This window comes from Paenibacillus sp. BIHB 4019, assembly GCF_002741035.1.
Lineage (GTDB): Bacteria > Bacillota > Bacilli > Paenibacillales > Paenibacillaceae > Pristimantibacillus.
The window spans coordinates 3,963,752-3,976,789 of sequence record NZ_CP016808.1 but is presented as its reverse complement, the minus strand read 5'-3'; the positions used below and the strand labels follow the sequence as shown (position 1 = coordinate 3,976,789).

Here is a 13,038-nt window from a genome sequence, read left to right as displayed (position 1 = left end):
TTTCCCTCTTTTCAGTTGGTAAATATTTGAATTTTCAGTAAATTTAGACCAGAATACTGCACGATTAAAAATCCTTCGCATAGACGGAGCAGCTATGCAATGGCCTTTCGCTTATTGCGCCGACAATCGCTGGCTATGCTTGTATTGCCATTGATCGTACCATTGCTGCACCGATGTCAGCGGTTCGGCATCAAACTCCTGCCTTAGCATCTTCAGCAGCTGTTCGTATTGCCGCTGTACAGCAAACCGCTCATTCATTCGGTCATACAAGCGCATCAGATCAAAATAAATCTGCTCCTCGGAGGGCAGCTGTTTTTGAATAAGCAAATACTGCTGGGCCGCCTTGGCCTCATTGCCAATGGAATCATAATGCTGGGCAATGTGCTGGGCATGGCGCAGCCATACGGTGCGAAGCCGACGACGCTCCCTTTCAGCCCATTCATACGAATATTCCAGCAAGTAGTCGCCAGGATACATTTCCAGCATCTGCTGATGCTGTTCCAATGTTTCATCTGTTAACGGAGGGATTCTCTTGATTTTCCGTTCCCACTCCTCCGTATCCAGCAGTACGCCATTCAAATCGAGCGTGTAGCCCTCATCACGGTTAACGATCCGGATGCCGACACCCTCTTCGCGCATGATTCGCCGAATTTGATAAATTGCTGTATACAGCTGGGAGGTGCCTTTTCGCCATTCGATTTCCGGCCACAGCTGATCCAACAAATCTTGCTTGCGAATCAGCTTCCCGCGATGCTCCAGCAAATAGGCGAAAAGCTCCTGCGCCTTCAAGGTTTTCCATTTGAGCGTAGCGCTCTCATCGCCCTTCGGCCCAATACGCAGCGATCTAAAGCAGTGAATCATTTTAGCTGGTCCAGCAGCCGGCAATACAGCTGGAGGAGCAATCCGGGCCCGCTTTAATAGCCGTTCAACCGTCATGCACAACCGCTCATGGCTGAATGGCTTCATTATATAATCATGAGCGCTAAGCTCGAATGCTTTCACCGCATATTTCTCTTGCTCAGTCAGGAAAATAAGCATAACTTCCGGAAATTGCTGCACCACTTGCTCCGCAAGCTGCATCCCGCCATACTCCTGCATATCGATATCTAAAAATAAAGCGATCGGAGGATCGGCTAAAATATGCTGAAGCGCCAGCTCAGGATTGGAAAAACTTCCCACAACATCGATGCCCCCAATTTTGCCTAACTCCTCTTCCAGGAGCTTGAGCGTAAGAGGCTCGTTATCTACCAATATAGTCTTCATGTATTTGTCACCTTCTTAACTGGTAGTTTAAGCCGCAAGTCCTATACCTATATAACGGTTTACTAAGCCTTATTATCAATACCAAATAAAAATATGCCGTAAAAAAAAACGCTGAATCACCTTTATTTGGTGGATTCAGCGTTTTTCAGCCCAATGGCTGGCTTCTATGCATGCATTTCTCCAAAAAATGAGCAATTAACTCGCTTTCGTATCTTTGCCTCGCTTGCAATCGCCGGTGTTGCAGCCTTGGAACATGCCGGTAAAATCCAATCGGTGGTCGGTAACCGTGAAGCCGAATTCGCGCTGTACGCGCTGCTCCAGCTCAAGCAGCCAATCCTCCTGAATTTCCTTCAGCACGCCGCACTTGGCGCAGATCAGATGGTGATGCATATGTTCTTGGCTGGCGTCGCGCAAGTCGAAGCGGGCAACGCCATCGCCAAAGTTCATTTTTTCTACAATATGCAGCTCGGTCAGCAGCTCAAGCGTCCGATAAACGGTCGCCAGCCCGATTTCCGGGTATGACTTCTTGACCAGCATATATACGTCCTCTGCGCTGAGATGGTCCTGCTCGTTCTCCAGCAGCACTCTTAAAGTCATTGCGCGCTGATGCGTCAGCTTGTAGCCCTTCGCTTTCAGCTGCTGGTTAATTTTATCCATTTGAATGTCCAGTTCGCTCATCGCTCATGAGCCTCCTTTGCATCGTTCTGCGGCTTGTCATTTCTCAATTTGTAATCATTATCATCTTAATTTTATTATAGATATATCAAAAAAGCAAGCATACTAGCTTTGGACAGCAAAAACACTGCCCTACCGGCTTCCAAAAGCGATGCTGGGCAGCCAACAGGTCGTTGCAGCAGGCATTGTTTTCTTTAGCACTGCTACTGTTTGAAACACAGCCCACGCTGTATAATATAAATCACCAGCCTAGCTTGTCCACAACGGTACGAGCTATTTTCTCCTGCTTCACTTCCATTCAGAATTTATTCACAACATGCTCCCATTTCATTAATATGTTTTCAAATTAGTGCATTTAGCAGCATCAGCTAGTCATTTCACAAATCCAATTTTAGCACAAAACCGATAATAACAATAGAAGCGGCATTTCATAGCTACAACGCTATTAAATTTTCCTCTTTCATTATCCCTGATATTACATATAATTACTTTTATAGGAAGTTAGAAAGCTTTCAGGCGATAGAACGAATTCGCTACTTCACTTTATACAACGTTTTCCTTTGACATACTTCAGCGAAACGAAAGGAAGTCATTACGATGAAAGCCCCTCTCTCGGCGTACAAAAAGCGTAAAATCAGCTTGGCAACCGTACTTAGCGGCCTCGTTTTTTTATGCGTCTTGGTCACGATTATCCTCGTGCTGCTTTCGTCCTTCCGGTCCAGCAAGCTTTTAATGGAACGTACGGCCTTATCCACCAATTTCTCCAAAGCGAGCAAAATGAGCGATACGCTTGACGCGCTAACCAAAACGATACGGCTAAGCTTGAAATACAGTGTGCAAATCGAACAGGAGGGCATGTGGGACGAGCCCGATCAAGTTCAGCGGATGAATGAGGATTTAAATTTAATGAAGCATAGCAGCAATTTTTTCAATTCTATCGTAGTCGTGGATAAACACGGAATTATAAGAGGAGCTACAGAGGAAATAAGCAGCTTAATCAATGAGCCGATTACGTCAGCCTCCTTGAAGCAAGCGCTGGCATCCAGGCGATCGAGCATATCGGACCCTTTTTTTGATGAACGGACGGGCAATTTATTTATTATGGTGAGCGAGCCGCTGTATGACAAAAACCAGCAATACGAGGGTTTTATTGGCGGCAGCATTTATTTGAAGAAAAATAATGTTATGAATACGATTTTCGAGAAAAATACGAATGATTTTTTGGAGTCTTATTTTTATATTGTAGATCAGCAGGGCAATCTGCTCTTTCACCCTGATCCCATGCTCATTGGCAAAAACATAAGCAAAAATATGGTTGTGAAAAAGCTGATGGCTGGGCAAAGCGGCAGCGAAATGATTACCAGCATAAACGGCAGCGAGCTGCTCGTTGGATATGCTAGTGTTAAGGAAAATGGCTGGGGCATCGTAGCAGCCACTCCTATGCAAAGCATTAAGGACCAGCTCGTTTACCATTTCAAAAATGCTGCCGTCACAATTGCGATCCCGCTGCTGCTGCTTATATTCGCGGTCATTATATTGGCGCGGCGCATTGCCAATCCGTTTCTAAAGCTCTCGCAGTTCGTCAGCCAGCTTGGGGATGCAGGCGAGCTTAGCACCTGGCGCAAAAACCACTGGATTCGGGAAACGGATTTGCTTATTAAATCAACGATCAATGTTGGATCGCTTATTCAGGCTCAGCATCATCAATTAACGAAGGATGCGGAAACGGACCCTTTAACGGGGCTCATGAATAGGCGCACCTTAATCAAATTTTTGACGTTGTGGATGGAAGAGAAGCTGCCCTTCTCCATTATTATTATCGATATTGACCGCTTCAAGCGGGTCAACGATAAATTTGGGCATCAAGCAGGCGATGCGGTACTCAGGCAGCTGGCGCAAACGGTCATTCATGCCATTCGGCCAGAGGATATCGGCTACCGCTACGGCGGGGAGGAGCTTGTTATCTTGCTTCAACAGACGGCGCTGCCCGAAGCTTATTTAGTCGCCGAGCAGCTGCGGATTGCGGTCGAGGAAGGCGTAGATCCGGTCGTTGGGCGCGTAACGATTTCACAGGGGGTTGCCCAGTATCCGCTGCATGGCACCAGCCCCGAGGAGCTGCTCCAGAAAGCGGACCAAGCACTGTACCAAGCAAAAAATGCGGGCCGCAACCAGACGATTGCCGCAGCAGCAGAAGTATAGAGGCGCCAGCTGCGACAAAACAAGTCGCAGCTGGCGCCTCTGCTTGCATGCATAAAGGAAAGAAAATGGCGGATGCCGGGTTTATTTTTCAAATGAAGCTACAGCACCGCTGCCTTGCCGCCGTCAATATTGACGGAAGTTCCCGTGACGAAGGAAGCCGCTTCCGAGACGAGAAAAGCGATGACATTCGCAGCTTCCTCTGGATTGCCGATCCGTCTAAGCGGAATATCATGTTTCGGGCTCGCCGCAAACTCCTCCCACGATAGTTCGGGAGCGGTTCGTTTCCACATGCGTTCAATTTGATCGCTGCGAATGAGGCCGATACAGACAGCATTTACACGGATGCCATCACCCGCCAAATCCTTGCTCATCGCTTTCGTCAGCGCAAGGCCAGCCGCCCGGCTTACGGAAGTAGGCAGCGAGGAGCCTGCTGGCGTCTTGCCGCCGATAGCCGTCACATTTACGATGGAGCCGCCTCCTGCCTCGCGGAGATAAGGAAGTGCCGCTCGCGCGAAATGAATGGCCGCATACAGCTTAAGGTCAAGATCGGCTGCCCACGCATCCGGCTCAACCTTATCGAACGGAAGCGCTGCCGACGTTCCAGCATTGTTAACGAGAATATCAATACCGCCAAGCTGCATGACCACCTCGGCAACTGCCCGCTGTACGTCAGCCTCGACCGATACATCGGCGGAGATGATCAATGGCTTTTTGCCTGTTGCTTGCTCAATCCGTTCTGCTGCTTCTTGCAGCGATCCCTCCTGTCTGGCAACTATCGCTACTTCCGCTCCCTCAGCCGCCAGCCGCAGCGCGGTGGCAAGCCCAATTCCCTTGCTTCCCCCCGTCACAATAGCGCGTTTCCCTTGCATACCCAAATCCATCTTAATTCCTCCTATCCATGAAGTAATCAAACTCAACTCTTATTGCCGCAATCCATTTCGTCTAAACCTGCTGTCTCTTATGCTCCAGTATACTATATTGGAAGAGCCATACAAAAAAAGCTGCCATCCAGCAGAACACGAGCTCCACGGATGCCAGCTTTTATTTCTTTAATAATCGTATTTTGCTTACATGAAACGACTCATATCCGGATAGCCGCTCGTGCCCCAAGCTCCATCCACCAGCAAGCTTGCGCCTGATACGTAAGCAGCATCCTCGCTGGCAAGGAATAAGGAGGGTCCAGCCATCTCTTCAGGCTGTGCTGCTTTTTTAAATGGGATTCGCTCCATATATGCGGCATGAATATCGCTGTTTTCAAGCAGCGAGGCGGTAAGAGGCGAATCCACCAGCCCTGGCAAAATGGCATTGACGCGGATGTGGTCGCGTGCCATCTCAAGAGCGCCATTGCGGGTAAGCATCTCAACGCCAGCCTTCGCAGAAGTGTACGCCGCACCTGCAAACATAGGCACATGCGAATTGAGCGAAGCAATGTTTACGATTGCCCCGCCGCCAAATTTTTTCATTTGGCGCGCTTCATGCTTCATGGAAAGAAATACGCCCTTCAAACATAGGTCAACGGTAAAGTCCCAATCTGCTTCTGACAGCTCGGTAATAACGCCAGCTTTGGCCGCCCCAGCTACATTAAATGCAAGATTCAAGCTGCCAAAACGCTCCACGGCCGTTGCCGCTAGCGCCTCTACCTGGGATTCATTGGTCACATCTGTTTTCAAGCCAACAAAACGCTCGCCGAGCTGCGCCTCAAGCTCCTTCAGACGCTGTTCATTGACATCTGCTGCAACGACGTATGCTCCCTCAGCAAGCAATCTCGCCACAATGCCATATCCGATGCCGGAAGCTCCGCCCGTTACGACCGCCACTTTGTCTTTAAACCGATTCGTATATACCATGTTCATTCCTCCATAATAAATAATTAAAATAATGCGCTTTCTTTCATTATTGTACACGCCTTTTCCCATCATTTATAATGAATTAAATTACAGGTATCTTTAACAAAATTAATATAAAACAACCGCCTAATGAAAGCCGGACAGGAGATCCTATGAACATCGACCAGCTTATTTATGTCGCAGAGGTTGCGAAATACAAATCGATAACTGTGGCCGCCGAGCATTTGATGGTGACGCAATCCACGATTAGCCAAGCCGTTACAAGGCTGGAGGAGGAGCTGGATATTAAGCTTTTCAGCCGCTCCCGTCTCGGCGCTTTCCCTACAGCTGAAGCTGCAACCATTCTTGATAAATGCCTGCAAATTGTAAATACCGTCCATGCCATGAAGGAAGACGCTCGCAACCAGCAATTGAAGCTGAGCGGGGAGCTGCTCTTGACCGTCATCCCTGGCGGCATGCCTCTGCTCATCCATACTTTATCCAGTATAAAAAAAGACTACCCGCTAATTAAATTTGAGCTGTCAGAAAAAAACTCAGGCGACATTCTAAAAGATGTCCGCAATCACAAAACTCATGCCGGGCTCATCGTTAAATCAAAAGATGATCTGGATTTCAACGGCAATGGCCTAGAGTTCCACCCTCTGCGGGAGGGGAAGATCGTTATTTGCGCAAGCAAGCACAGCCCCTTGGCAGCGAAAAAGAAAGTTGCAGCGCGTGAACTGCTGCACTATAACTTCGTTTTGTACAGTGATGAATTTATTGATCAATTTATCGTTGATTTGGGAGAGCTATGCGGGCCCATTCCGATCTTGTTCCGCACGGACCAATCGAATGCCATCGCCTCCGCCTTGAGCCAAAATCTCGCCATTACCGTCGGGCATGACTACTCCTTTCTTCAAGATGATCAAATTCATAATGGAAACCTTGTGCTCATTGAAGTGGAGGATTTGCAGCAGCGCCCATTTGAAATTGGCTGGCTCAAGGTGCATTCTAAGCAGCCAAACCGCCTAATTGAGCTTTTTATGGAGCGCTTTAATCGCGAAGCATCTCCTTTGCTTTCCCTCGATTCTGAGCTGTAAATCCAATAAAAAAACATGCCGGGTCTATTAAGCCCCGGCATGTTTCATCTATGAATTATAATCCTGCGCTATATCCAGGCACCGCATAGGCGGATGGTGCTACACCAACCTCCTGCTTGAAGCGGCGGCTGAAATAATAAGGGTCCTCATAGCCGACCTGGCGAGCGATGCTGCGCACCGTCGCATTCGTCTCCTTCAATAGCCCTTTAGCCCGGTCAATGCGAATGGCGATTAAATAATCGATCGGGCTGATGCCCATATGCTTCTTGAAGGCGCGGGAGTAATGCTCCGGCGTAATGCCGACCATGCTGGCGAGCATGTCCCGTGTAATTGGTTTGTGATAATGGCGTTTCATATATTCAACCGTCTGCCCAAGCTTGCTTCTTCCTCCTGCAACAGATTCGGTGTTATGCCTAAAGTGTGTATCCTCTTCTTGAAAGCCCATCCGTATCGAGTTTCTCATATGCTTTATCATTTCCCACCTTCCCGGCCTATTGGCACTGCTGAATGATCGCTCATCCATATATAATGATTATCATTATCAATTATAATTCAAGGCTGCATTTTTTTCAACACTTCGCCATAATAATTCATCACTTCTGAAAATATTTGTTTCCTTACATAGGAAAGGAACGTGCTGGAAACGCTAAGGGTACGGACTTGTTCTATCTTCTGGAAGCGGGGTACTGCCATGCGCGGATTCAAACGCAGCAATTGGAATCACAAAACAGCGAGGGCCGATTGGCAGCAATCGGACAAGCACCAGCCCGACGAGCAGCAGCCGCTCTCACAGCGATTAGATGAAAATATAACAGAGCTGCGGCGTGTGTATGCAGACTGCGCTGACCTCTCCTTCCATTCCTTGCGGATCGGGGAGCTTGCTGAAGCCATGCTCATATTTCATATCAGTATGTGCGATGATGAGCAGCTGAATATGTTCATTTTGCGACCGCTTGCGAGCAATGCCGGCCGCTTGACGGCTGCGACCCCTGCACAGCTGCTAAACCTTCTGCCCATCGCCGCTGCCAATACAGTGCGCACGCTGGAGGACGCTATCGATATCATTAGCAATGGCATGCCGTTGCTCTTCATCGATGGCAGCGAGGAGGCGCTGTCGTTCGGCTTGCAAAAAATCGAGCATCGCAGCATTGAGGAGCCTTCAGCGGAATCTACCGTTCGCGGCCCTCGCGAATCGTTTAATGAAGTGCTGTCCATTAATCTGTCACTGCTGCGCCGCAAAATGAAAAGTCCGAAAATGAAGCTGCTCACGATGACGATCGGCGAGTATACACGAACCGATATCGCAATTCTCTACTTGGAGGGAGCCGCAAATCCCGCCACCGTCGATGAGGCGTTGAAGCGGCTTGCCGCAATTGACACCGATGGCATTTTGGAAAGCGAATATATTGAGGAATGGATTGCCGACTCGCCTTATTCGCCGTTTCCACAAATGATTGCGACCGAAAGGCCGGACGTCGTCTGCGCCAATTTGCTGGAAGGGCGCTTCGCTATTCTAATTGATGGGACGCCATTTGCCCTCATTGCTCCCGTGACCTTATTTTCCATGCTGCAGTCTGTCGAGGACTACTATCAGCATTTTATTATGAGCACCTTTGTACGCTGGCTGCGTTATGTTTTTTTTCTGCTGTCCCTGCTCCTTCCATCAGCTTATGTGGCGATTACAACGTACCATCAGGAAATGATTCCGACGGTGCTGCTGCTCAGCATCGCCAAGGCAAGGGAAGAAATCCCTTTTCCGGCGCTAATTGAAGCACTGATTATGGAAATCGCCTTCGAAGCGCTGCGGGAGGCTGGGGTGAGGCTCCCGAGACAGGTGGGCGCTGCCGTCAGCATCGTAGGCGCGCTCATCATCGGACAGGCTGCCACATCGGCAGGCATCGTCTCTGCGCCAATGGTTATTGTCGTGGCTACAACCGGTATCGCATCGTTTATGATTCCGCGTTATGCCGCCGGCATTTCCTCCCGATTGCTGCGGTTTCCAATTATGCTGCTGGCAGGAACGCTGGGGCTGATCGGCATGATGCTTGGACTGATTTTGATCGTCATCCATTTATCAAGTTTGCGCTCCTTCGGCGTTCCCTACTTGTCACCTGTTACGCCAGCTTCAATGGGGACCATTCGCGACGTTATCTGGCGTGCTCCCGCTTGGATGAACGAAGCCCGAAAAGAACGGCATTCCGGGCGCAGCAGCCCAAGCGGAAACAAAAAATAACCGGCAGTGGCCAATACCTGCCCTACATTATAACGGAGGAGGCTGAAGCTCCCATGCTTGAAACTGGAAAAATATCATCTTCACAGCTGGCAATCTTGCTCTATCCGTCGATTCTCGCCACATCCATTTTGTCTGTTCCCAGCATTACGATGACCCATGCCCATCAGGATATGTGGATCTCCCCGATTTGGGCGGGCTTGTTTGGCATGCTGACCGTATGGGTGGCGGTCAAGCTCAATCGGCTGAAACCAGACAGCACCCTGATTCGAACAAGCTTCAGCCTGCTAGGAGCGATTCCGGGCTTCCTGGTTGGCTTGTTTTATATTTTATTTTGGCCTCATCTAACGGGCATCATCATTCGCCAATATGGCGAGTTTATTATTAGCAATGCGCTGCCGATGACGCCGCAGTTCATTGTAACCGGCTCGATGGTGCTCGTCTGTGCAATCAATGCCCGCCTCGGCATTGAGGTTATTGGGAGAAGCGCGCAGGTTTTCACAGCCGTTTTTATTTTTCTCGCAGCCTTTGTGTTTGTTTTGCTGATCGGCCAGCTCCATCCTTCCGAGCTGCTGCCCATTGCGGAGAATGGAATTGGCCCTTCTATTAAAGGCGCGCTCGCGCCGGCTGCTTGGTTCAGCGAATATATTTTGATAGCGTTTCTGCTTCCCTACGTTAGCGACCGTGAGAAAGCGATGAGAAAAAGCATGTTATCGGTACTGTTCGTCACCATCACGATGGTGGTCACCAATCTGGTGTGCTTATTCCTAATGGGCGATTTGACCTCCAGCTTTATTTATCCGGTGATGATTGCCGCCCGCTACATAACAATTGCCGATTTTATGCAGCATTTGGAATCGCTCGTCATCGCGATTTGGATTTCAGGCATTTTTATAAAAATCTCTGTCTTTCTGTACGTTTATTCGATTACCGTTGCCGACTGGCTTAAATTGAAGCACTATCGCTCCGTCGTTATGCCGCTTGCCTTTCTTTGCACCGTTTTAGCTTACTGGTCGGCCAGAAGCCAAGCGGATATCGCCAACTTGATCAGCGTATCCGGCAATACGTATACGATTGTGAGCCTGTTCATCCTGCCCTTACTGCTGCTGCTGGCTAGTCTCATCAAAAACAAGCTGACCCGCAAAAAGAAGGCCGCCTCATGAAAAGCAGCAAGCTGCACAATCTGCGGCGCAAAATCGCACTTCTGCTTCTGGCGGCATGCAGTGTGACGCTTTTGCAAGGCTGCTGGGATCGCGTGGAAATTAATGACTTGGCAATGGTGCTGGCAACCGGCATTGACCGAACCAAAGATGGCAAAGTCCATCTTTCGATTCAAATATTTATTCCACGCCAAAGCGGCAGCAGCGCGACCGGAGGGACCGGTGGCAGTGAAGGGTCTCCGAGCGGCGTTACGATGGTGCAAACCGCAGAAGGGATTAATATTGCAGATGCGATGAGCCGGCTGCAGCGCAAAATTTCCCGCCACGTTTTCTGGGGACATTGCGAGGCCATAGTCATAGGAGAAAAGACAGCAAAGCTCGGCATTCGCGAGTACTTGGATTTTCTGCTGCGCTTCTCCCAATTTCGCGAACATGCCTATGTTTATATTAGCGAGACTAAAGCAGAGGATATCCTCTCCCTGCTGCCTCCTCTTGAGCGAAGCTCGGCGGAAGCTTTGCGTGAAATGGGCAATATGAAGCTGGGTACCAAAATGACGGTGCTTGATTTAGCCCAAACGCTGGAAGGTCTAAACAAATCAGCCGTACTATCCAGGCTGAAAATTGCTCCACCCGCGCCTGGACAAAATAAGAAAGCTACGATGCCCTTTGTATTTGGACTGGCCTTGATTAAGGATGACCGGGAAATTCGCGTCGTAACCGAGCCGATGAGCCTTGGCGTGCTTATGATGCTGAATCAACTGGACAATATCGTTTTGACAGTTAACCCGGACAAAACCAACAAGCAGGCGGCTGTCACTATCAAACCGCAATTCATTCGTACGGAGTTTGTTCCGGGCTTTGCTGACGGAAACTGGACGATGAAGGTCAACATTAAAACAAAAGGCGACGTCATCTTGAATACAACTGATCTGTCGCTGCTGCCACCGCCGAATGTAGAAAAAATTCAGGCTTTGTTTGAAGAACAGTTTAAGCAGCGGGCGGAAGCCGCACTGCAATTAACCCAGCAAAAGCTGAAAACCGATTTTTTCGGCTATGCGAATGCGTACCGCAATCATTTCCCGCACAAATGGAAAGCAAAAAGGGCCCAGTGGGAAAGCGACCTGCCCAAAATAAAAACGACAATCCATGTAGAGGCTCGTATTTTGCGCACAGGAAAATCCGGTGATCCGCAAGGGATACCGGGCCAATCCAATGAATAATTGCAACAAAACATACAGGAGGGCTCTCGATGAAGGTGCTGTTTATAACAGGTATTCTGTTCGTCTCCGTCCTTATTATATATGGAGAAAATCGCGGGCAGGACAACGGGCGCCGGGAAAAAACGACGGCAATCGCCATAACGGCAATAACGGCAGCTTTGGCAATTTTGCTCGTTTTTTTCCCCGACATGCCTGGCCCCACCGAGCTCATTGCCTTCCTGTTCAGCAGCATGGGCATGAAATAACCCCCTGCTTGCTGCTCAAGTTGCAATCCGTTAATTGACGCTGCGAATGTCGCCAATTACGTTTGTGCTGATTTTTAAATAATCAAATGTTGCGGTACTGCCTTCGCCAATCGGCGATTGGGCAACGACGCCAACTTTAATCGTTGCGGGAACGTCCATTCCAAAATAACGGACCATTTTCCATTTGACGCCATCCATCGAATAATGGAATGCAAAGCTATTGCCAGCCCGGGCAATACGCAAAAAAGGCCGAACGATCTGGGCATCGCTGGAAACACAATCATCGGATGCGCCGCGTGTCACAACGCTGAGAATGGACGGCATATCGTCGAAAAACTCCGAGCAAAGCTTGGCCCAGTGATCTTCGCCTGCCATAATCATCAAGCAGCCGGAATCGTACGTCTGCTTCATATCAACCGCAACACGAGTGACGGCATAGAAATCGCCTTCAACTAATGTGTAAAGAAAAGGAGCGGAGTTTTTCGTATTGCCTCCTGCCGGATCGATGAAAAAATCGCCCATCGGCGGCGCTTGCACGACCAACTGCTGGTGCTCATTCACCTCCCAGCTCTTCGGCTCATTAATCCAGGACAGCTCCTTGCTTAAGCTTTGCCTGCTGCATCCTTCAAATACGTTCATCATGTTCGCCCCTTCTTTATGCGCCGAAGCGCTTCTCATAACACATGCTCAGCTCATAATCGACATATTCGCCAAATTTCCCGATAAATACGTAGCCATGCTTTTCGTAAAACTTCAACGACTCGGGCTGCTCTGGCCCCGTCTCCAGCCTAATGCCGGCAAAGCCGCGCAGCTGCGCCTCATTTTCCAAAAAGGAAAGCATGGCGGCAGCAATGCCGCGCTTCCGGCTTCCTTTATGCACGAAAAAGCGTTTCAGCTCCGTATATTGGGCATCCAGCGGCCGAATGGCTCCGCAACCGACTGGCTCGTCCCCGGAAAAAGCGACAATAAATACAGTGTCTGTAATGCCCGGATCGGTAAAATCCAGCCCATGCACCTCTTCCGACGGATATCGCTCCAGCAGCTCCTCGTCTAGCAATTGAATCAGTTGGTGCAAGGTTTCATCCAGTGGCTCTACTATACGAATGCTAATGTCTTTCAT

Annotated in this window: 13 protein-coding genes; 6 read left to right on the top strand and 7 right to left on the bottom strand. The window is 49.2% G+C overall.

The annotated features are described in order from the left end of the window. Positions 1 to 111 precede the first annotated feature (111 nt). Positions 112 to 1,263, bottom strand: coding sequence for a response regulator (locus BBD42_RS17295; RefSeq protein ID WP_099519170.1), 1,152 nt, complete (start codon positions 1,261 to 1,263; stop codon positions 112 to 114). A 195-nt stretch (positions 1,264 to 1,458) separates the two neighbouring features. Next, positions 1,459 to 1,941 carry a ferric iron uptake transcriptional regulator gene (fur, locus tag BBD42_RS17290; RefSeq protein WP_099519169.1) on the bottom strand — a complete coding sequence of 161 codons (483 nt, stop codon included), beginning with the start codon at positions 1,939 to 1,941 and terminating at the stop codon, positions 1,459 to 1,461. Between the two features lie 594 nt (positions 1,942 to 2,535). Between fur and BBD42_RS17285 the strand changes: the two genes are divergently transcribed. After that, positions 2,536 to 4,137, top strand: a complete 1,602-nt coding sequence (locus BBD42_RS17285; protein ID WP_099519168.1) for a sensor domain-containing diguanylate cyclase — start codon at positions 2,536 to 2,538, stop codon at positions 4,135 to 4,137. A 98-nt stretch (positions 4,138 to 4,235) separates the two neighbouring features. Here the strand turns inward: BBD42_RS17285 and BBD42_RS17280 are convergent, their stop codons facing one another. Continuing rightward, positions 4,236 to 5,018, bottom strand: a complete 783-nt coding sequence (locus BBD42_RS17280; RefSeq protein WP_099519167.1) for an SDR family NAD(P)-dependent oxidoreductase — start codon at positions 5,016 to 5,018, stop codon at positions 4,236 to 4,238. A gap of 186 nt (positions 5,019 to 5,204) precedes the next feature. Then, positions 5,205 to 5,984, bottom strand: coding sequence for an SDR family NAD(P)-dependent oxidoreductase (locus BBD42_RS17275; RefSeq protein ID WP_172455532.1), 780 nt, complete (start codon positions 5,982 to 5,984; stop codon positions 5,205 to 5,207). Between the two features lie 152 nt (positions 5,985 to 6,136). Here BBD42_RS17275 and BBD42_RS17270 point away from each other — a divergent pair, with 152 nt between their 5' ends. After that, positions 6,137 to 7,063 carry a LysR family transcriptional regulator gene (locus BBD42_RS17270; RefSeq protein WP_099519166.1) on the top strand — a complete coding sequence of 309 codons (927 nt, stop codon included), beginning with the start codon at positions 6,137 to 6,139 and terminating at the stop codon, positions 7,061 to 7,063. A 55-nt stretch (positions 7,064 to 7,118) separates the two neighbouring features. Here the strand turns inward: BBD42_RS17270 and BBD42_RS17265 are convergent, their stop codons facing one another. Further along, positions 7,119 to 7,538, bottom strand: coding sequence for a helix-turn-helix domain-containing protein (locus BBD42_RS17265; RefSeq protein WP_162241938.1), 420 nt, complete (start codon positions 7,536 to 7,538; stop codon positions 7,119 to 7,121). Between the two features lie 216 nt (positions 7,539 to 7,754). Here BBD42_RS17265 and BBD42_RS17260 point away from each other — a divergent pair, with 216 nt between their 5' ends. From BBD42_RS17260 to BBD42_RS17245, 4 genes are read left to right on the top strand one after another with little or no spacing between them, the layout of a single operon-like run. Continuing rightward, complete coding sequence (locus BBD42_RS17260) at positions 7,755 to 9,296, top strand: spore germination protein (RefSeq protein ID WP_099519165.1); 1,542 nt, start codon at positions 7,755 to 7,757, stop codon at positions 9,294 to 9,296. Positions 9,297 to 9,349: 53 nt separating this feature from the next. Next, positions 9,350 to 10,456, top strand: a complete 1,107-nt coding sequence (locus tag BBD42_RS17255) for a GerAB/ArcD/ProY family transporter (RefSeq protein ID WP_099519164.1) — start codon at positions 9,350 to 9,352, stop codon at positions 10,454 to 10,456. After that, complete coding sequence (locus tag BBD42_RS17250) at positions 10,453 to 11,673, top strand: Ger(x)C family spore germination protein (protein ID WP_099519163.1); 1,221 nt, start codon at positions 10,453 to 10,455, stop codon at positions 11,671 to 11,673. Before BBD42_RS17255 ends, BBD42_RS17250 begins: the two co-directional genes overlap by 4 nt. Positions 11,674 to 11,702: 29 nt before the next feature. Further along, complete coding sequence (locus tag BBD42_RS17245; protein ID WP_099519162.1) at positions 11,703 to 11,918, top strand: hypothetical protein; 216 nt, start codon at positions 11,703 to 11,705, stop codon at positions 11,916 to 11,918. 30 nt (positions 11,919 to 11,948) lie between these two features. Here the strand turns inward: BBD42_RS17245 and BBD42_RS17240 are convergent, their stop codons facing one another. Continuing rightward, the gene (locus tag BBD42_RS17240) at positions 11,949 to 12,560 is read right to left on the bottom strand and encodes a DUF1349 domain-containing protein (RefSeq protein ID WP_237163132.1); all 612 of its coding nucleotides are present in this window, start codon (positions 12,558 to 12,560) and stop codon (positions 11,949 to 11,951) included. A gap of 13 nt (positions 12,561 to 12,573) precedes the next feature. After that, entirely contained in the window at positions 12,574 to 13,038 is a 465-nt protein-coding gene (locus BBD42_RS17235; protein ID WP_099519161.1) for a GNAT family N-acetyltransferase, read from the bottom strand.